The 19663-nt window shown below is 60.9% G+C and carries 16 protein-coding genes and 1 riboswitch; of the genes, 10 read left to right on the forward strand and 6 right to left on the reverse strand.

The genetic code is table 11. The features are described from left to right. Positions 1 to 11 precede the first annotated feature (11 nt). A riboswitch (cobalamin riboswitch) is annotated at positions 12 to 217 on the reverse strand. A gap of 40 nt (positions 218 to 257) precedes the next feature. Further along, positions 258 to 2567: a heavy metal translocating P-type ATPase gene (locus AB4Z13_RS18815; RefSeq protein WP_439016680.1), complete on the reverse strand. Its 2310-nt coding sequence runs from the start codon at positions 2565 to 2567 to the stop codon at positions 258 to 260. Positions 2568 to 2638: 71 nt separating this feature from the next. Between AB4Z13_RS18815 and AB4Z13_RS18820 the strand changes: the two genes are divergently transcribed. Continuing rightward, positions 2639 to 3061, forward strand: coding sequence for a MerR family transcriptional regulator (locus AB4Z13_RS18820; protein WP_113325416.1), 423 nt, complete (start codon positions 2639 to 2641; stop codon positions 3059 to 3061). A 38-nt stretch (positions 3062 to 3099) separates the two neighbouring features. Further along, entirely contained in the window at positions 3100 to 4311 is a 1212-nt protein-coding gene (locus tag AB4Z13_RS18825; RefSeq protein WP_439016681.1) for a TIGR03862 family flavoprotein, read from the forward strand. Here AB4Z13_RS18825 and AB4Z13_RS18830 read toward each other — a convergent pair. Both AB4Z13_RS18830 and msrB read right to left on the reverse strand, forming a co-directional pair. Further along, positions 4298 to 6169 (reverse strand): cytochrome c biogenesis protein DipZ, encoded by a 1872-nt coding sequence (locus AB4Z13_RS18830; RefSeq protein ID WP_439016682.1) that lies wholly within the window; start codon positions 6167 to 6169, stop codon positions 4298 to 4300. The two genes, AB4Z13_RS18825 and AB4Z13_RS18830, sit on opposite strands and share 14 nt — an antisense overlap. Before the next feature lie 16 nt (positions 6170 to 6185). After that, complete coding sequence (msrB, locus tag AB4Z13_RS18835; protein ID WP_113325418.1) at positions 6186 to 6674, reverse strand: peptide-methionine (R)-S-oxide reductase MsrB; 489 nt, start codon at positions 6672 to 6674, stop codon at positions 6186 to 6188. 409 nt (positions 6675 to 7083) lie between these two features. On the opposite strand from msrB, the gene AB4Z13_RS18840 reads away from it, so the two are divergent. The 8 genes from AB4Z13_RS18840 to AB4Z13_RS18875 all read left to right on the forward strand — a co-directional run bounded on the left by AB4Z13_RS18840 (position 7084) and on the right by AB4Z13_RS18875 (position 17177). Then, on the forward strand, positions 7084 to 8043 hold the full coding sequence (locus tag AB4Z13_RS18840; RefSeq protein ID WP_439016683.1) for a helix-turn-helix domain-containing protein: 960 nt from the start codon (positions 7084 to 7086) through the stop codon (positions 8041 to 8043). Between the two features lie 169 nt (positions 8044 to 8212). Then, a complete protein-coding gene (gene adh, locus AB4Z13_RS18845; RefSeq protein WP_439016684.1) occupies positions 8213 to 9721 on the forward strand; it encodes an aldehyde dehydrogenase in 1509 nt (502 codons plus the stop codon). Positions 9722 to 9794: 73 nt separating this feature from the next. Further along, positions 9795 to 10190: a DUF779 domain-containing protein gene (locus AB4Z13_RS18850; protein ID WP_439016685.1), complete on the forward strand. Its 396-nt coding sequence runs from the start codon at positions 9795 to 9797 to the stop codon at positions 10188 to 10190. Positions 10191 to 10277: 87 nt separating this feature from the next. Further along, a complete protein-coding gene (locus tag AB4Z13_RS18855) occupies positions 10278 to 10874 on the forward strand; it encodes a DJ-1/PfpI family protein (RefSeq protein ID WP_439016686.1) in 597 nt (198 codons plus the stop codon). Positions 10875 to 10896: 22 nt separating this feature from the next. Continuing rightward, positions 10897 to 11247, forward strand: coding sequence for a ribbon-helix-helix domain-containing protein (locus AB4Z13_RS18860; RefSeq protein ID WP_007820318.1), 351 nt, complete (start codon positions 10897 to 10899; stop codon positions 11245 to 11247). Positions 11248 to 11430: 183 nt separating this feature from the next. Then, the gene (locus AB4Z13_RS18865) at positions 11431 to 12564 is read left to right on the forward strand and encodes a calcium:proton antiporter (protein ID WP_439016687.1); all 1134 of its coding nucleotides are present in this window, start codon (positions 11431 to 11433) and stop codon (positions 12562 to 12564) included. Between the two features lie 204 nt (positions 12565 to 12768). Beyond that, the gene (locus AB4Z13_RS18870) at positions 12769 to 13920 is read left to right on the forward strand and encodes an efflux RND transporter periplasmic adaptor subunit (RefSeq protein WP_439016688.1); all 1152 of its coding nucleotides are present in this window, start codon (positions 12769 to 12771) and stop codon (positions 13918 to 13920) included. An 89-nt stretch (positions 13921 to 14009) separates the two neighbouring features. Next, the gene (locus AB4Z13_RS18875; RefSeq protein ID WP_439016689.1) at positions 14010 to 17177 is read left to right on the forward strand and encodes an efflux RND transporter permease subunit; all 3168 of its coding nucleotides are present in this window, start codon (positions 14010 to 14012) and stop codon (positions 17175 to 17177) included. Between the two features lie 63 nt (positions 17178 to 17240). On the opposite strand, the gene AB4Z13_RS18880 is transcribed toward AB4Z13_RS18875, so the two are convergent. The 3 genes from AB4Z13_RS18880 to AB4Z13_RS18890 all read right to left on the reverse strand — a co-directional run bounded on the left by AB4Z13_RS18880 (position 17241) and on the right by AB4Z13_RS18890 (position 19310). Next, positions 17241 to 17570, reverse strand: coding sequence for a hypothetical protein (locus AB4Z13_RS18880; protein WP_113325427.1), 330 nt, complete (start codon positions 17568 to 17570; stop codon positions 17241 to 17243). Then, the gene (locus AB4Z13_RS18885) at positions 17567 to 18355 is read right to left on the reverse strand and encodes a DUF2092 domain-containing protein (protein WP_439016690.1); all 789 of its coding nucleotides are present in this window, start codon (positions 18353 to 18355) and stop codon (positions 17567 to 17569) included. The genes AB4Z13_RS18880 and AB4Z13_RS18885 overlap by 4 nt, the downstream gene beginning before the upstream one ends. 154 nt (positions 18356 to 18509) lie before the next feature. After that, positions 18510 to 19310 (reverse strand): hypothetical protein, encoded by an 801-nt coding sequence (locus AB4Z13_RS18890; protein ID WP_439016691.1) that lies wholly within the window; start codon positions 19308 to 19310, stop codon positions 18510 to 18512. Between the last annotated feature and the right edge of the window lie 353 nt (positions 19311 to 19663).

The raw sequence follows: 19663 nt of genomic DNA on the forward strand, positions 1-19663 counted from the left end.
CACCCCGCCCGTGGACGTTATCTATCGCGGCAGGTCTCCTGGCTTGCGGGTCATCGACATCGTCCAGTCTTCCCGGGCGTCTTCCCAGTGACGTCGAAGGACGGTGTCTATCCGCTTACAGTTGCGGGGGCAGCTTCGGTCTTGGCGATGGCCGCACCGAATTCCCTCTTAGCTTGGGATCAACAGATCCCAAGAACCAACGATCCGGCAAGCATGCACCCGCCGCATCGCAACGTCAATATGATATAAAGAAATCTTTATGTCTTTATCTGAAGAAGCCGAAGTGCATTCATCGTCACCAGCACGGTCGCACCCGTATCGGCGAGGATCGCCGGCCACAGGCCGGTGATGCCGATGATGGTGGTAACCAGGAACACGGCCTTCAGCCCGAGCGCGATGGTGATGTTCTGAAAGATATTGCGCATCGTCCGCTTCGAAAGGTCGATCATCCGGGCTACGTCGCCGACACGCCCATGCAGCACAGCCGCATCCGCCGTCTCCAGCGCCACGTCGGTGCCGCCGCCCATGGCGATGCCGACATCGGCAGCGGCAAGTGCCGGCGCGTCATTAATGCCGTCACCCACCTTGGCGACGAACAGACCTTCCTTCTTCAGTTCGCCAACAATGCGCTGCTTGTCCTGCGGCAGGAGTTCGCCGCGCCAGTCGATGCCGAGATCGCCGGCAACGGCTGCCGCCGTGCGCTTGTTGTCGCCGGTCAGCATGATGGCGCGCACGCCAGCTGCCTTCAGCGTCGCAAGCCCGCTCTTTGCGTCTTCACGAGGTTCGTCGCGCATGGCGATGAGACCGGCGGCGACACCATTGACGAGCAGCACCGAGACGCTCTTGCCCGCGCCGTTCAGCACCGCGACCTGTTCGTCCTGCTCCGCATTCAGCGCCCCGCGCTCGCGCGCAGCCGGCGGCGACAGGAGATCGAGCGTCTCCCCACCCACCTTGCCGGTCATGCCCTTGCCGGGAAGCGCTTCGACTTCGAAAGCCGGCGGCACGGGTACTCCATCAGCCTTGGCGCGATTGAGAATTGCCAGCGCCAGCGGATGGCTGGAGCCTTGCTCCAGAACGGCAGCGCGCGAAAGTACCTCTGCCTCGGTGCGTCCGTAAGAAATTATATCGGTGACCTGTGGTTTGCCTTCGGTCAGCGTACCGGTCTTGTCGAAGGCAACGGCCGTCACCTTGCCGAGCGATTCCAGAACCGCCCCGCCCTTCATCAGCAGACCGCGGCGCGCGCCCGCCGAAAGCGACGCGGCAATCGCCGCCGGTGTGGAAATGACCAGCGCGCAGGGGCAGCCGATCAGCAGGATTGCGAGACCCTTGTAGACCCATTCGCCCCATGCCCCGCCCATCAGCAACGGCGGCAAAACGGCGACCAGAGCCGCCACGACGACGACACCAGGCGTATAATAGCGGGAGAAGCGATCGATGAAGCGCTCCGTCGGCGCCTTCGATTCCTGGGCTTCCTCCACCAGCTTGACGACGCGGGCAATCGTATTGTCCTCGGCAGCGGCCGTGACACGGACGCGCAGCGCCGCATCGCCATTGACCGTGCCGGCGAAGACCATCTCGCCTGCGCCCTTGCGAACCGGCGTGCTTTCGCCCGTCACCGGCGCCTCATCGATAGCGCTTTCGCCGGAAACAATTGTCCCGTCGGCGGAAATCCGGTCTCCCGGACGCACGAGAATGACGGAGCCGACGGAAAGCGTCTCAGCTGGCACTTCCTTCACCTCGCCGCCCGTCTCGAGCAGCGCATTCTTAGGCACCAGCGTCGTCAGCGACTGGATGCTGGCGCGCGCCTTGCCGGCAGCCACGCCTTCCAGCAATTCGCCGACGAGGAACAGGAAGACGACCGTCGCCGCCTCTTCCCCCGCATTGATGATGACAGCGCCGACAGCGGCAATCGTCATCAGCATCTCGATCGAAAAGGGCGTGCCGGAAAGGGCGGCCATGACCGCGCGGCGGGCAATCGGCACCAGCCCGACCAGCATGGCAACGATGAAAGCATAGGGGGCAATCGACGGCACCAGATGGCCGAGCACGTAGGCGGCAACGAGTGCGAGGCCGGAAAGGATCGTCAACCGGCCTTTCTTGCTCTGCCACCAGGGACCGGTGATCGGCCCATGATCATGGCCGTGCAGCCCCTCGACCTCCTCGGCGCTGTGCGAATGATCGTGACCGGCATGATCGTGAGCATGGCCTTCGTGGTCATGATCGTGATGGTCGTGATCATGATGCTCATGCCCATCGTGATCGTGATCGTGGCCATGGTCGTGCCCATGATCGTGGTCGTGATGCGCATGGTCATGACCGGTCTTGCTCTCGCGAGCAGGAGCCTTGCCGGTGAGCGGAGCAACCGAATAGCCGAGGCCGGTCACCCTCTTCTCGATCGCTTTGAGATCGCTGCTGCCATCGTGGCGCACCGTCATCGTGCCTGCTGTCACCGACACGGAGACGTCTTCGACGCCGGGCACGCGTCTGACGGCGGTATCGATTTTCGTTGCGCAGGCGGCGCAATCCATTCCGCCAACCCGGTACCGTGCCTGTGCTGCTTCGCTCATGATTTCGATCCTTGCTAGTAAGCAGTATCGTTCCTACATCCTCTAGCGACTAGAGGTGCAAGAGGAAAATCATGAAAAAGATCACCATCGGTGAAGCCGCCCGCCAGAGCGGCGTCAAGGTGCCGACGATCCGCTATTATGAGGGCATCGGCTTGTTGTCTGCTCCAAGCCGTAGCGAGGGCAATCAGCGCTCCTACGAACCATCAGACCTCAACCGCCTCGCCTTCATCCGCCACGCCCGCGAACTCGGCTTCGAGATCGATGCAATCCGCACATTGCTGCAGCTGCAGGACGACCCTCACCAGTCCTGCGCATCCGCCGATGCCATCGCCAAGGCCCGCCTGATCGACGTCGAACAGCGCATCCGCAGCCTCAATGCCCTGAAGGCGGAACTGGAGCAGATGGTCGAGGGCTGCGGCCATGGCCGCGTCGATCAGTGCCGGGTCATCGAGGTGCTCGCCGACCACGGCAAGTGCGTGCATCCGCATCACTGAGACTTGCGCTCGCCGACCGCCCGCGCCAAGAAGGCGCTATGAACCAGAAGACGATCGCAGTCATCGGCGGCGGCCCGGCCGGCCTTTCGGCAGCCGAAGTATTGTCGGCAAGCGGCCATGCCGTTTCCATCTATGATGCGATGCCGACCTTTGCCCGCAAGTTCTTGCTCGCCGGCAAGTCCGGCCTCAACATCACCCATTCCGAAGACTACGAGCGCTTCGCTACCCGCTTTGGCGGTGCCAATCCCCATCTACGCGCCGCCCTCGACGCCTTCACCCCGGCCGATATCCGCGCCTGGGCGGCAGACCTCGGCACCGAAACCTTCGTCGGTTCCTCCGGCCGGGTCTTTCCCAATGTCATGAAGGCCTCGCCGTTGCTGCGCGCCTGGCTCGCCCGTCTGGAAGCCCGCGGCGTCAGCTTCTTCACCCGCCACCGATGGATCGACTTTGCAGAAGGCGGCCATGTTTTCGAAACGCCCGACGGCTGCAAGACCATATCCTGCGACGCCACACTGCTCGCACTCGGCGGTGCCAGCTATCCGCGTCTCGGCTCGGATGCCGGTTGGGTGCCGCTACTCTCCGAACGCGGCATAGCGATCGCGCCGTTTCGCCCCGCCAATTGCGGTTTCGATGTCGCCTGGAGTGAACTCTTCCGTGATCGCTTCGCCGGAGAGCCGCTGAAATCGGTGACGGCAACATCAGGCGCCGGGACATTTCCAGGCGAATTCGTCATTAGTAAACACGGCATCGAAGGCAGCCTCGTCTATGCCCACTCGGCCGCTTTGCGTGACGACCTGCTGCAGCATGGCAAGGCAACCCTCTCGATCGACCTTGCTCCCGGCCGCACGCTCGAACGCCTGTCTCGTGATCTCGCCCGGCAGGATACCAAGACAAGTTTCTCCAACCGCCTGCGCAAGGCCGCCGGCCTCGACGGCGTAAAGGCAGCACTTCTGCGCGAGCTCATGCCGGAGACCGATCGCAACGATCCTCAAAAACTCGCCGCCGCCATCAAGGCCCTACCTGTTCCATTGCTGCGCCCACGCCCGATCGCAGAGGTCATATCCTCTGCCGGCGGCATCGCCTTCAGCGAAATCGACGAGAGCTACATGCTGAAACATCTCCCTGGCACTTTTGCAGCCGGAGAAATGCTGGATTGGGAGGCGCCGACGGGCGGCTATCTGCTGACTGCCTGTTTCGCCACGGGCCGAGCCGCAGCGAGAGGCGTCGAGGGCTGGTTCAGCCGAAGGTGAAGGCGAAAGCCTGCACGCCGGGATCGAGGAAATGGATCTCGAACGTGTGGTCGCTGACTGACCCGGCTTCCCGCACCAGCTGGTAGAGCCGCTGCACTGTCACCGTGCCCTTGCCATCGGCATCCGTATCCACGCCATGCCCGTCGCCAGGCGCCTTGCCGTCGACCGTCACCTGAAAGCGCACCGGCTTGCCATCCGCACCAGGTCCGAGAACCAGATGCAGGTCGCGGGCATGGAAGCGGTAGTAGATGCTGCCATCGGCGCCGTTCAGCGTTGCCTGTTCAGGGCCGACTGTCCAGTTGCCGGTGAGGCCCCACTCATTGAGCTTGGGCGTCGCAGCGACATAATCATGAGCAGCATCGTTGACCGTGCCCTTGTCGTCGACGAAGTTCTGCGAGCGGGAATAACCGACATAGGTTTCCGGCGACTGCACATTGGCCGTATCGGAAGCAGCTTCGGCACCCGTGGCCTTCACATCGACGATATCGCTGGAAATGCCGGTCTTGCCGGCTTCGGCCAACAGTTGCTGGATTACCCGTTCGGACTGGTCGTAATCGCCCTCGCCGAAATGATGGTGGCGTATCTGCCCCTTCGCATCGATGAAATAATGCGCCGGCCAGTATTCATTGTCGAAGGCCCGCCAGATCGCATAATTGTTATCGACTGCGACCGGATAGGTGATGCCGAGATCGGAAATCGCCTTCTTCACATTGTCGACATTCTTCTCGAAGGCGAATTCCGGCGAATGCACGCCGATGACAACGAGGCCTTGATCCTTGTACTTTTCAGCCCAGGCTTCGACATAGGGAATGGCGCGCAGGCAGTTGATGCAGGAATAGGTCCAGAAGTCGACGAGCACGACCTTGCCCTTCAACTGCTCGGCCGTCAGCGGCCCTGAATTCAGCCATTGCACGGCCCCATCAAGCGGCGACATCTGGCCTTCGACCGGCAGCTGCTCGGCGGCACCCTTCGGCTTCATCGCCATTATCATCGAGTTGCCGCTCGTTGCGGCTGGGTTGCCAGATATCATCATCTGATCGTTGCCCGTCATTGCCATCGAGCCACCGCCGCCAGCCGGCATCACCACGGATTTCATGGAGCCGCCCGCATTGTCGGCCGTCCGCTGCTGCGGATGGAAACGATCGACCAGCCCTTGTTCCAGAAGATTGGTGCTGGCAAGCGACGCCTGCGTCAGGAAGCCCGTATCGAGGCCAAGCGCAATCGCCACGACAGCGACGAGAACCGCCACGCCGACTCCGCGCCGCAGCCATTCGCCGACACCAAGAGATCGCTTCATCGTCTGATAGACCTTGCCGCCGATGAGAAGCGCAAGTGCAAGCGAGGTTGCGGCACCCAGCGCATAGGCAAGCAGCAGCAGCGTCGTGCCGACATTCGCGCCCTGAAGCGCCGCACCCGTGAGGATGAGGCCGAGAACCGGCCCGGCGCAAGGCGCCCAGAGCAGGCCGGTCGCAACGCCGAGCAGCAACGAGGCGGCAATGGCCGAACCACCGCCACGCGTGCTTTTATCGGCGGACTGTGACAGGCGCGCACCGAGCGAAACGAGCGGCCGCGTCAGATAGTCGGACAGCGCCGGAAAGAGCAGGATGACGCCGAAGATCGCAAGCAGCACGATGGCGGCATAGCGGCCATATTCATTGGCCTGCACGGCCCATCCGCCGCCGACGGCCGCCAGTGTCGCGACCCCGGCAAATGTCGCGGCCATGCCGACGAGCATCGGCAGCGTGCTGCGCAGGAAAGGCTGGCCGGCACGGGCGAAAACGAAGGGCAGCACCGGCAGGATGCAGGGGCTGACAATCGTCAGCACCCCACCGAGATAGGCAAGGACGAAGAGAAGCATCGCAATAATCCGTCTATCAGGCAGAAGCCGGGTGGAATGTCATGGCCACGCCGTTCATGCAGTAGCGCAATCCGGTCGGCTTCGGTCCGTCGTTGAAGACGTGACCCAGATGCCCACCGCAACGGCCGCAATGGACGGCATCGCGCACCATGCCGAAGGAGGTATCGTGCGTCGTGCCGACGACCTTGTCGTCAAGCGGCGCCCAGAAACTCGGCCAGCCAGTACCGCTGTCGAATTTCGTGGTCGAGGAAAATGCCTCCTGATCGCAGCCCGCACAGGCGAAATTGCCCTTGCGTTCTTCGTGCAGCAACGGGCTGGTGAAGGGATATTCCGTTCCCTCCTGCCGCAGCACCGAATATTGATCCGGCGTCAGAAGCTTGCGCCACTCTTCGTCGGTATGGGTAACGGCGAAGCTCTCCTCCGCCATGGCGTGGCTGCCAAAACCGAAGCGCAGGGCAAAGGCGCCAAGTCCGGCAGTGGTCAGCAGCAATCGTCTGTTCATCATCGCTTTGCTTCTCCTAGTCAGCAGCTGCGACAGGTTCTCTTGTCTGGTAGACAACGCCGGGCGGGACTTATTCCCGGCATAGCGATTTTTCTTTCGGTGTTGCCTACTGAGGAAACTACGAAGCCGCGCTGCGATCTGTTTCACTGTCACCAGCGCAAACACTGAAATGTGAAGTCCGCGATATCAGCAGCCAGCACCCGCCGGCGGTTGTATCCAAAGAAATACGACGCTATTCCTCAAAATCAGCCTCGGCAAGCAGCCGGCTGGTCGGATTATCGCGATCACGATGCTCGGACGGACAGCGCAACTGTCTCAGAAATGCGACACCCGTCATCGGGCGCCATGCCGGCCTGATTGCAAAGCTGCCATATTTACATCAGAATATGCGCAAGTTCTGGGAGGAGCATCTATGCACGAACAATCCGCGCATGCGGAGCATGTCTATACGTGGGCCCAGCAAAATTCGGCTGCGGCCAGCTCTCCAATCGTGGCTTCCTGGCGGCGCTGCATGACAATGTACCAGCTGGCGCCAGAGGATAAGCGCGTGCCGCTGCGCCTCACCGAACAGGAATTCGGCCTGGCGCGGGAGCAATCCGAACAATTGATCGCCGATGCCCGGGAGGAACTCGACCGCCTCTTTGCAACCGTCGGCAAGGCGGGCTGCTGCCTGCTGCTGACGGATCGCAATGGCATTGCGCTTGAGCGCCGCGGAGCCGCCGGCAATGATAAGGAATTCCACGATCTCGGCCTCTGGACCGGTTCCGTCTGGACCGAAGCCAGCATCGGCACCAACGGCATCGGCACGGCACTCGCCGACGACCGCGCCGTCGCCGTTTTCCGCGACCAGCATTTCTATTGCTCCAACATCAAGCTGAGCTGCACCACTGCGCCGATCCGCGATCACCGCGGCCTGCTGGCCGCTGCGCTGGACATTTCTACCTGCCGCGACGACGTCAATGAGATGACGCTGAGCATCCTCTCGCAAGCCGTGCGTGATGCGGCGATGCGCATCGAGCTCAACCTCTTCCGTTCCGCCTTTGCAGGTGCCCGCTTCGTCATGGTGCCGGCCGGCGTCAATTCCGCCAATGCGCTGCTCGCCGTCGACCGACATGACCTCGTTCTCGGCGCTACGCGTGCCGCTCGCCTTGCGCTCAAGCTGGACGACAGGCACATCGCCGCCGGCATTCCGGCCTCCGATGCGCTGCATGAAGGCCGCGTCTCGCAGGAAGAAGAGATGGCCGAAGCCGAAAAGGCGGCGCTCCTGCGCGCGCTGTCGCGCACGCATGGCAATGTCTCCCAGGCCGCCGCAGCCCTTGGCATCAGCCGTGCTACACTGCACCGGAAGATGAAGAAACTCGACTTGCACTGACATCAGGCCAAAGGTTCAATCACGAATTCGTGGTACCATCGGAACCTGTCGCAACTCTGCGACACTGTGCGCTGCGGTATTGCGGAGCGACCCTGTTCCATCAGCCAAAAGCGACACAGATTTCCTCTCACTGGTTCGATCCGGAACCCGTTCATCAAGGGAGGATGACATGCTTCATCAGAAAATCGTCGAGTCGCCGTACAAGCTGAAATACGGCAACTATATCGGTGGCGAATGGCGTGAGCCGATCGGCGGCAAATATTTCGACAACGTTACGCCCGTCACCGGCGGCAAGCTCTGCGAAATCCCGCGCTCGGATGAAAAGGACATCAACGCGGCGCTCGATGCCGCCCATGCCGCGAAGGAAAAATGGGGCCGCACTTCCACCACCGAGCGCTCCAACATCCTTATGAAGATCGCCCAGCGCATGGAAGACAAGCTGGAGCTTCTGGCCCAGGCCGAAACCTGGGACAACGGCAAGCCGATCCGTGAAACCATGGCGGCCGACATCCCGCTCGCCATCGACCACTTCCGCTATTTTGCTTCCTGCATCCGCGCCCAGGAAGGCACGATCGGCGAAATCGACCATGACACCGTCGCCTATCACTTCCATGAGCCGCTCGGCGTCGTCGGCCAGATCATTCCCTGGAACTTCCCGATCCTGATGGCGACCTGGAAGCTGGCCCCGGCTCTCGCCGCCGGCAATTGCGTCGTCATCAAGCCGGCAGAACAGACGCCCGCCTCGCTCTTGCTCTGGGCAGAACTCGTCGGCGATCTCCTGCCGCCCGGCGTGCTCAACATCGTCAACGGTTTTGGTCTCGAAGCCGGCAAACCGCTCGCTTCCAGCCCGCGCATCGCCAAGATCGCCTTCACCGGCGAGACGACGACGGGCCGCCTCATCATGCAATATGCCAGCCAGAACCTCATTCCGGTCACGCTGGAACTCGGCGGCAAGTCGCCCAACATCTTCTTCGCCGATGTGGCAGCCGAGGATGACGACTTCCTCGACAAGGCTCTCGAAGGCTTCGCCATGTTTGCGCTGAACCAAGGCGAAGTTTGCACCTGCCCGAGCCGCGCCCTTATCCAGGAATCGATCTATGACCGCTTCATGGAAAGGGCCGTCAAACGCGTCGAAGCCATCACGCAGGGCAACCCGCTCGACCCTGCAACGATGATCGGCGCCCAGGCCTCCACAGAGCAGATGGAAAAGATCCTCGCTTACCTCGATATTGGTAAGCAGGAAGGCGCGCAGGTCCTTACCGGCGGCTCGCGCAACGACCTCGGCGGCGAGTTGTCTGAGGGCTATTACATCAAGCCGACCATCTTCAAGGGCCACAACAAGATGCGTGTGTTCCAGGAAGAAATCTTCGGCCCTGTTGTCTCGGTCACCACCTTCAAGGATGAGAAGGAAGCGCTCGAGATCGCCAATGACACGCTCTACGGCCTCGGCGCCGGTGTCTGGACCCGCGACGGCAACCGCGCCTATCGCTTCGGCCGGGAAATCCAGGCCGGTCGCGTGTGGACCAACTGCTATCACGCCTATCCGGCCCATGCGGCCTTCGGTGGCTACAAGCAGTCCGGTATCGGTCGCGAAACGCACAAGATGATGCTCGATCACTACCAGCAGACCAAGAACATGCTGGTCAGCTACAGCCCGAAGAAGCTCGGCTTCTTCTGAGAAGCAACCGATCGTGCTATTATCGCGCCTCCTCCCTTCACGGGGAGGAGGTATTGTCTTGGAGGAGGCAATCATGGAACAAATGGTCAATGGCGAACCGCGCGTGCTAGCAACCGATGCAGCGCTCGACCTCATCAAGGAAATCCAGCGGGATTATCCAGAGATCCTCTTCCATCAGTCCGGCGGCTGCTGCGATGGCTCCTCGCCCATGTGCTACCCCACGGACGATTTCATTGTCGGCGACCAGGACGTGAAACTCGGTGAAATCGGCGGTGTGCCCCTCTATATCAGCGCCAGCCAGTTCGAGGCCTGGAAGCATACCCAGCTCATCATCGACGTCGTGCCAGGACGCGGCGGCATGTTTTCGCTCGATAACGGCCGCGAGAAACGCTTCCTCACTCGTTCGCGCATGTTCGGTGGCGGTGAGGCCTGCGCCGTCCCCGATGTGAGAACCCACGCGACCACCTGATCGGGAATTCCGTGTAGTATTCCCTTAGTACCCGCGGCCCGCGATCCTTTGTTAAAGTCCATCTGTTGGTTTTTACGGGAGGAAGAAATGCCAGCGTCCAAAATACTGATGATTACAGGTGATTTCACCGAAGATTATGAAACCATGGTGCCGTTCCAGACGCTGCTTGCCTGCGGCTATACGGTCCATGCCGTCTGCCCCGGCAAGACTGCCGGCCAGACAGTTGCCACCGCCATCCACGATTTCGAAGGCGACCAGACCTATTCGGAAAAGCGTGGTCACAACTTCGCACTGAACGCCACATTCGAAAGCATTCGCGCCGAGGATTACGATGCGCTCGTCATTCCGGGCGGCCGTGCGCCGGAATATCTGCGCCTCAACCCCGATGTCATCAAGGCTGTGAGGCATTTCTTCGATGCCAGCAAGCCGGTCGCCGCGATCTGCCACGGCGCGCAGCTTTTGGCCGCTGCCGGCGTGCTGAAGGGCCGCACCTGCTCAGCCTATCCCGCCTGCCGCCCGGAAGTCGAGCTTGCCGGTGGTACCTATGCCGATATCGCCATTACCGATGCCGTCTCCGACGGCAATCTCGTTACAGCACCGGCATGGCCGGCCCACCCCTCGTGGCTGCGCCAGTTCATGACGGTGCTTGATGCGGCAACGACCCTGGAGACCAATGCCGCCTGAGTGGACCCGCGGGAGGAACGTGATGTGTGAACTGTTCATCAAGGCCGATGCGCGGCTCTGGGAAAGCACAACCCGGTCGTTGCGCATCGACGGCATGGTCACCAGCGTGAGGCTGGAGAATTTCTTCTGGTCAAAGCTGGAGGAAATTGCCACCCGCGACGGCATGAACGTGGTCCAGCTGATCACCAGGCTACACCACGAGTCGATCGACGCCGGCCATGACCTTGGCAACTTCACCTCGTTCCTCCGCGTCTGCTGCGCCCGCTATCTGGATCTCCAGCTCGCCGGGGATATCCCTGCCGATCTCTCGAGGCCGATTGCCGGCCTCAATGCCCCGGAAATTCTTGGGCGAGAGAAGCGGAAATATCATTGAATCGTCCCAAGCCGGAGGCGATGATTTTTAGATAGGCGGAATGCCCCTCTGCGTGAGACAATCGCTCGCAGCCGCCGCCAAGCCGCACCGGTCGGTTTGCCCACGCGGCGGAGAGAGCGGAGAGGAAAATGGCAGCGCGCTTAGTTGTAGTGCGAGGATACTCCGTGGCCGGTAGTGGTCCCGATGACTGACAGTTCCGCATTGCGCACCACCAGTATGGCGGGCATCGTCCGCGAGGAATGGTTCTTTGGCGTGAGCGTCGCGACCAGCCTCGCCTTCCTTGCTTTCTCTGAAGCAATCTTCGCGAAACTATCTCAACCCTTCTGGTTCACCCTCATTTTCCTGTGGCTTTTTGGCGTTGTGCTCGGGTCAGCCCTATCGGTCGTTCGCCACGCCGATCATCTGGCAGAGCAGCTTCGAGAGCCCTACGGGACCCTCATCCTGACCCTTGCGATTACCTCAATCGAAGTGATGGCGATCTCGGCTGTCATGCTGCATGGGGAAAACAATCCAACGCTCGCACGCGACACGCTGTTTGCCGTCGTCATGATCATCCTGAACGGCATGGTTGGCCTGTCGCTGCTCTTCGGCGCCTGGCGGCGGGAAGATCAGCAGCACAATCTGCATGGCGCCAATGCCTATCTCGGCGTCATCGTGCCGCTCGCGACCCTCAGCCTCGTCATGCCGACTTTTCTCGCCGGCCCGGATGGTCCGCACCCCTCGGCCCCGAGGCAGATGTTTCTCGGCATCGTCTCGATTGGTCTCTACAGCATATTCCTGCTGCTGCAGGCCGGCCGCCATCAGCGCTACTTCGCCGAAGACGGCAACCACCATGAACAGCACATCGTCAACATGCGGCACCATCGGACGGTATGGCATCATGCCGTTCTGCTGCTTGCCTACATGGGACCGGTCGTCTTCCTGGTTGAACAGCTTGCCAGGCCGATTGACTACGTCATCGAAACCCTGCACGCACCGACAGCCTTTGGAGGTGTGGTCATGGCGGTGCTTGTCGCGACACCCGAGGCGATCAGCGCCGTGCGCGCCTCCGTCGCCAACCATCTGCAGCGTTCCATCAACATCTTCCTCGGCTCAGTCCTGTCGACGATCGGCCTGACCGTGCCGGCCATGCTGGCAATCAGCCACTTCTACGGGCATCCCGTCACGTTGGGGCTTCAGGGCCCGGATCTCGTAATGTTCGTGCTGACGCTCACCGTCAGCATCATTACCTTTTCAAGCGGCCGCACCAATCTCATGCAAGGCGCGGTTCATCTGGTGCTGTTTGTGGCTTACGTACTGCTCATTACTCAGCAGTGAGCACAAATCTGCGAACTGAACTGTTACCGGGATTACGCGGTCACCAATCATTTAGGCACAGCTAAATTGCGTGCCGGGAACTATTGCAATTTCGGACAATCCCGCGACATAGTACCACACGCCTGAAACCACCCGGCGGCTTATGGGGGTCACCGCAAAGGCGCGCAGCAAGACCGGGGCATATAGATCGTCGGGGCAGCAGCAATGCGTGAGGGATTGCATCGGGGTCTGCAGATTTTCGTAACGCTCATCGGCACGGCAGCGCTCACTGCATGCGATGGAAGCAGCAATACCTACGTCCCGCCTCCGCCGCCAGCCGTTCGCGTCGCCCAGCCGGTCCAAGAGCCAATCACCCTCTATTTCGAGCTGACCGGCAATACCGCACCGCTGAACTCGGTCGATATCGAAGCACGCGTCCAAGGCTATCTTCAATCGATCGATTATCAGGATGGCACGACGGTGACGAAGGGCACCAAGCTCTTCGGCATCGAGCGCGATACCTATCAGGCGCAGCTCGACCAGGCAAAGGCATCGCTCGCCTCGCAACAGGCGTCCCAGGTCGGCGCCAAGCAGGAATATGACCGTCAGGTCAATCTTATGAAGCAACAGGTCACCACGCAGACAGCCGTTGACAGCGCCAAGGCGACGCTCGATGAAGCGAACGCGTCCATCCTCAACGCCCAGGCCAATCTCGAACTCGCGACGATCAATCTCGGCTATACCGAAGTGCTTGCCCCCTTCGACGGCACGGCGACCAACCACCTCGTCGATATCGGCACGCTGGTCGGCGTGTCAGGCCCGACCAAACTTGCGAGCATCGTCCAGACGGACCCGATCTATGCCTATTTCAACGTCAGCGAAACCCAGGTGCTGCTGATCAAGGATATGCTGAGAAAGCAGGGACGCACGTTCAAGCAGACGGACCTGCCGAGCATCCCTACCGAACTCGGCCTACAATCCGAGGAAGGCTATCCGCACAAGGGACATCTGGACTACGTCTCGCCGCAACTCGATGCATCGACCGGCACGCTTCAGGTCCGGGCTCTGTTCGACAACAAGGACAAGGCCATGCTGCCCGGCCTCTTCGTGCGCGTTCGCGTACCGATCGGCCAGAATGAGAAGGCGCTGCTCGTGCGCGACGACGCGATCGCAACCAACCAACTCGGCAGCTATCTGCTCGTTCTCGGCAAGGATGACACCGTCGAACAGAAACAGGTCAAGACTGGCCAGCGCGAAGGCGCCCTCCGCGTCATCGAATCCGGCCTCGAACCCGCCGACTGGGTCGTCATCCAGGGCATCCAGCAGGCGATTCCAGGCAGCAAGGCTGCGCCCGAGAAAATCGACATGAAACCGTAGCCGGCAGAAGCCGGCGCCGATGCAAAGGCCACAACGACGACGCAGTAAAATCCGCCACCCGCTTCATCTGAAAGTCCAAGGACAACAGCATGATCTCGCGCTTCTTCATCGAACGGCCGGTGCTCGCCAATGTTCTGGCATTGGTCTTTGTTCTCATCGGCGCGGTGGCTCTCTTCCAACTCCCGGTCGCGCAATATCCGAATGTCGTTCCGCCGACAGTGCAGGTGACGACCCGCTTTCCGGGCGCCAGCGCCAAGACGCTCGTCGATACGGTCGCCCTGCCGATCGAGCAGCAGGTCAACGGCGTGCAGGACATGCTCTACATGCAGTCCACAAGCGCCAGCGACGGCACCTATTCGCTGACCGTAACCTTCGCGATCGGCACCGATCCTGACCAGGCGCAGGTGCTTGTGCAGAACCGCGTTGCGATCGCCATGTCGTCGCTTCCGCAGTCGGTTCAGGTTCAGGGCGTCAGCACCCAGAAGAAATCGACAGCGATCCTCGGCTTCGTCAGCCTGACTTCACCTGATAGCCGCTATGACAGCCTGTTCCTCTCCAATTATGCGGTCATTAACCTCCAGAACGAACTTGCCCGCCTGCCCGGCGTCGGCAACGTCACGGTCTTCGGCGCCGGCCAATATGCCATGCGCATCTGGATGGATCCGAACCTTCTGCAGGCCCGCGGGCTCACGCCGCAGGATATCGTCAATGTCGTGCAGCAGCAGAGCCAGGAGGTCACCGCCGGCCAGATCGGCATTCCGCCGGTTCCCCAAGGACAGACATTCCAATACACGCTGAACATCAATGGCCGGCTGAACGATGCCGTTGACTACGAAAACATCATCGTCAAGGTCGATGGCTCGGACGGCGGACGGGTAACGCGCATCCGCGATATCGGCTGGGTAGAATTGGGTGCGCAGACCTATAGCCAGACCTTCATGCAGAATGGCCGACCGGCTGCGGGCATCGGTATCTCCCAATTGCCGGAAGCAAACGCCATTGCTGTGGCCCAGGCAGTCGATGTGAAGATGGCGGAACTGGCGAAGGCCTTCCCCCCGGGCCTCGAATATCATCTCCCCTTCGACACGACGAAATTCGTCAAAGCGTCGATCAACGAAGTCTATGTCACGCTGATCGAGGCAGGCGTTCTCGTTCTCATCGTCATTCTGCTGTTTCTGCAGGACTGGCGAGCCATGCTCGTGCCGGCGACGACTGTTCCCGTCACCATCATCGGCGCCTTTGCCGCGATGGCGGCCATGGGCTTTACCGTCAACCTCTCCACTCTGTTCGCAATCGTCCTCGCCATCGGCATCGTCGTCGATGACGCCATCGTCATTGTCGAAGGTGTCGCGAGACATATCGAGGCGGGCATGTCCGGCAGGCAGGCAGCCGAAAAGGCGATGGAAGAACTGCTCGGCCCCGTCATCGGTATCACTCTGGTGCTGATGGCCGTCTTCATTCCAGCCGCCTTCCTGCCGGGGCTGACGGGCCAGCTTTATCGCCAGTTTGCTCTCGTGATCGCCGCCACGGCGCTGATCAGCGCCATCAACGCCGTGACGCTGAAACCGACGCAATGCGCCCTCTGGCTGCGCACACCGGTGCCTCCCGAGAAGCGGAACTTCGTCTATCGCGGCTTCAACCGGATCTACGGCTGGGGCGAACACGGATACGTCCGGCTGATCGGCTCGATGACGCGCCACGCCGCCGCGATGGTCATCCTTGCGCTGGCGCTGATGGGCATCGCCGTCTGGGGGCTGACACGCGTGCCGACTGCATTCCTGCCGATTGAGGACCAGGGCTACGTGCTGATCGGCGCGCAGCTGCCGGATGGCGCCTCCAAGGAGCGCACCGACGCTGTCATGGCGGAGGTCGGCAAGATCGCCCAGGCGACACCAGGCGTCGATCAGGTATTGACGATCAGTGGCATATCCGTTCTCGACAACAATGCCAGCCTGCAGAATGCCGGCGTTGCCTATGTCGTGCTGAAGGACTGGGACGAAAGGCTCAAGGAAAAGGGTCAGGATCTCCTGTCCATCTACCAGCATCTGAACGGCGCGCTGCAAAACGTACTGGTTGCGAAAACCCTGGTCATCGTGCCGCCCCCGATCCAGGGTGTCGGCAATGCCAGCGGCTTCACGATGCAAGTAGAGCTCAAGAATGGTGTTTCCGACTATGCACTGTTGCAGTCCCTTACCGATACGATTGTGAAAAATGGCGAAGCCCAGTCATCACTGCAAAGGCTGAGCACGTCGTTCCGCTCGAATGTGCCACAGCTTGAGGTCGTGGTCGACCGTATCAAGGCCGAGACGTTGGGCGTCACTGTCGGACAGGTTTTCTCCGCGCTGTCGGGCTACGTCGGATCGAGCTATGTGACACAGTTCAACAAGTTTGGCCGCACGTTCCAGGTCTATGCCCAGGCATCTCCGGAATTCCGCGTCAGTCCTGACGATATCCGCAATCTGGAGGTCAAGGCCGGCGATGGCACGATGGTGCCGCTCGGAACCGTCGTCGATATCAAGCCGATGCAAGGCCCCTCACTGATCAGCCTCTACAACCTCTACCCGTCAGCAACCATCGTTGGCGGACCTGCCGCCGGCTTCAGCTCCGGCCAGGCGCTCGACGTCATGGAGCAGATCGCCGACCAGACCTTGCCGACAGGAACCGGCTACGAGTGGACGGCGCTCTCCTACCAGGAAAAGGCGGTCGGCGGACAGATCTACTATATCTTCGCGCTCGGCATGCTGCTCGTCTACTTCGTGCTTGCGGGCCAATATGAAAGCTGGATCCTGCCGCTTGCCGTGCTGCTGGCCGTCCCGCTTGCCCTGCTCGGCACCGTCGGCGCGCTGATGGCGGCGGGTGTCGCCAACAACCTCTACACCCAGATCGGCTTGATCCTTTTGATCGCGCTGGCATCGAAGAACGCTATCCTGATCGTCGAATATGCGCGTGAAAAGCGTGAGGAAGGCATGGAGATACTGGATGCCGCGGTCGAGGCGGCCCGCCTGCGCTTCCGCCCGATCCTCATGACATCCTTCGCCTTCATTCTCGGCGTGCTGCCGCTCGTCCTGGCAACGGGGGCCGGCGCATCCGCCCGCAAGTCGATCGGCATATCGGTCTTCAGCGGCATGATCGCATCGACCTGCCTTGCCGTGCTGTTCGTTCCGTCCTTTTATGTCGTGCTGCAGCGCCTCGAAGAATTCAGAAGGCGCCGCAGCAAAGCTCCGGCGGTCGCAGATGCGGAAATGAAGGTGCAATAGAGCAATTCCAGCAATAGTGTGCAGCGGTTTGTGTCCGGAAATGCTCCGGCCTCGGATGGGAGCCTATTGCACGATCACTTGCACGTAAACGCCACCGCTCTTGGCGTAGTACAAACCGCCGCAGCGGTAATAATAGCCGCCATAATAAGGGCCGTAGAGACAGCCGGGAGGCAGGACGGCAATGGTCGTCGCCGTTCGCCGGACAACCCGACGCGTCGTCCGGCGGGCAACGCCAGCATAGGAGAGCGGCGTTAGAGGCCGACCGATGACGGCACCCGCCGGTGTGGCAAAGCCGATCGACACTGGCAGCGGACCTTGCCCCTCTATACGAAAATCCGTGAAAGTCATCACGCCGGCAAGGCAGAAGGCGAAAAAGAGCTTGCTGCGGGTCATTGCATCTCTCCTTTAACGGCAGGCGCGGGAAGCTCATCGATCGATTGGAGTTCGCTCAGATCCACGGTCTTGGCATTGGCCGGGATCTTGATGTTGTAGGACGTGGCAGCAACGTCCGCTCCGCTTTTGAAGTCGCTGATCTCGAGCGTGTATTGCGGTCCCTGGACGACGTGCTTGCTGGTGATCACATAGCGCCGCGGTATCGGCTGCGGTCCCGTCTGTATCCAAATCTGCCAGTCGAGTTCCGGCGTACGGAAGGCCAGATATTCGCATTCCACGCCATCCACGAAGGCGCTGGAAATGTGCTTCGCCTCGGTCACGTCAGTCATCAGGATATCGTAGACATGCGCCGACAAAAGATCGGCGCCCGGCGCCTCGACGCCAGCATCGGCGAGCCTGTCGATCAGCTCATCGAGCGAGCCTTTACCGTCGATCTTCGCGTAAGCGTCGAGGTTTTTGCCATGTACGGTCAGCGTTGAACCGTCGAAGCTGACATCGATATCGGCAAAGCCGCCGGTTCTCGTAACGCGCAGTTTGTCAGGCCGGGTGATATTGGCCGTACCCGAACTGACGAATTGCAGCTTCTCGAAGTCCGGCGTCACCGCCTCGAGTGAGGACTGGTAGTTGAAGGATATTGTCTTCTGCGCCACCAGAAAATCGGACATGGCCTTCAGAAGATCTTTTGCATCATCCGCCCATGCATGGTTTGGTAGAACGAGGCCGGCGACAACAGCGGAATAACTCAATACTCGTTTCAATCGCGATAGATGAGAAGTCGATGACATGGCAACTGCCTTTCATTTGTGTCGTCATTGAATTCATCGAATGCGGAGATTTCGGATCGTGCTGTGACGATCGCGGAATGGCTGTGCGGAACCATCAGGAGAATGCCTGACGCTCAGACATTCCCAGCGAACCCGGATACGAATTGGAAGGCCGCTACAGCCCCGAGGTCAGCACCCTGTGGCAGGCTGGCGATACGCGCTGTAGATTGTCCCGGAGGCACGAGATGACCCGCCCCCCGCCGATCGGCACCATTCGGCAAAAAGCCCGGAAGTCAGGCCCGCAGGTCTCGCGCACGATCATCATTTCCTCGCGCGGAGAGAAGACAGGCATGGCAGCTGGCCGGGTGGCCGGCGGCGTGGCAGCTGTTGCAGCACCTGCACCGGCTGCGGGCGCGCCTGCTGCACCGATGGCCGCAACGGCCTGCTGGCAAGGTGCCGACAGGCGGGCGCTATGCTGCTGCAGGCAGGAGAGTGCCGCGGCACCTCCCGGTGTCACTCCGGAGCATTGCGCCATGAAATCGGAACGGCACGCTGACTTGACGGCATCGCGCTGCGCCTCGGTCGGTTGAGCCGCCGTCTGAGCACCGGCTGCCGGTGCCGGCGTCGCCGCCCCTGTCGTAACAGGCGCCGTTTGAGATGGTTCTGCAGATGTCGATTTCGGCTTGGCGGTAATCGCTGACACCGCCTTACGGCAGGCGGCGGAAAGGGTGGAATCATGTTGCTGCAGGCAGGTCAGCGCCTCGACGCCGCCCGGCTGCACGCCGGAGCATTGTGCGATGAAATCGGAACGGCATGCCGCCCGAACCTCGTTGCGTTGCTCTTCGGTGGGCGTCTGGGCAAAGGCAATCCCGGTAAGAAGACTGGCAGCACAGAAGACGCTCGATACCGATAGACCAAACGGAAACCAACGCCCCCTGCGCCGTATTGCCGATCGAGAAGATGCATATTTTCGCATTGTTCCCCTCCTGGAAAGTTCATCGATTTACGGCATGAAAACAAATACTCCGGCTGAACGAGACAGCAGACCTGGAAAGACCAAAAGAAATCCGTGCGCGGAAACTTGAAGCACCACGCAAGATTACTTTAGCACATTCGAATTTTCGAGAGTAGGCGTGAATATCCGGATAAGGATTAGCCCACTATGTTTACGACGAACCGAAACGTTGACAACGGCGCTGCCGATTTATTCCGGCTAGCTGTGGTTTTTCCGAGGATCAGATAAATTCCGGCGTTGTGGCGGGCTGCGGTGGCTGGAGACGATGGGCGTCGCCGCTTCTCGCAACAATAAAACAACCCGCTTTGCGGCGG

Origin of the sequence: Rhizobium sp. YAF28, from assembly GCF_052113285.1 — a bacterium.
Taxonomy (GTDB): Bacteria; Pseudomonadota; Alphaproteobacteria; order Rhizobiales; family Rhizobiaceae; genus Rhizobium.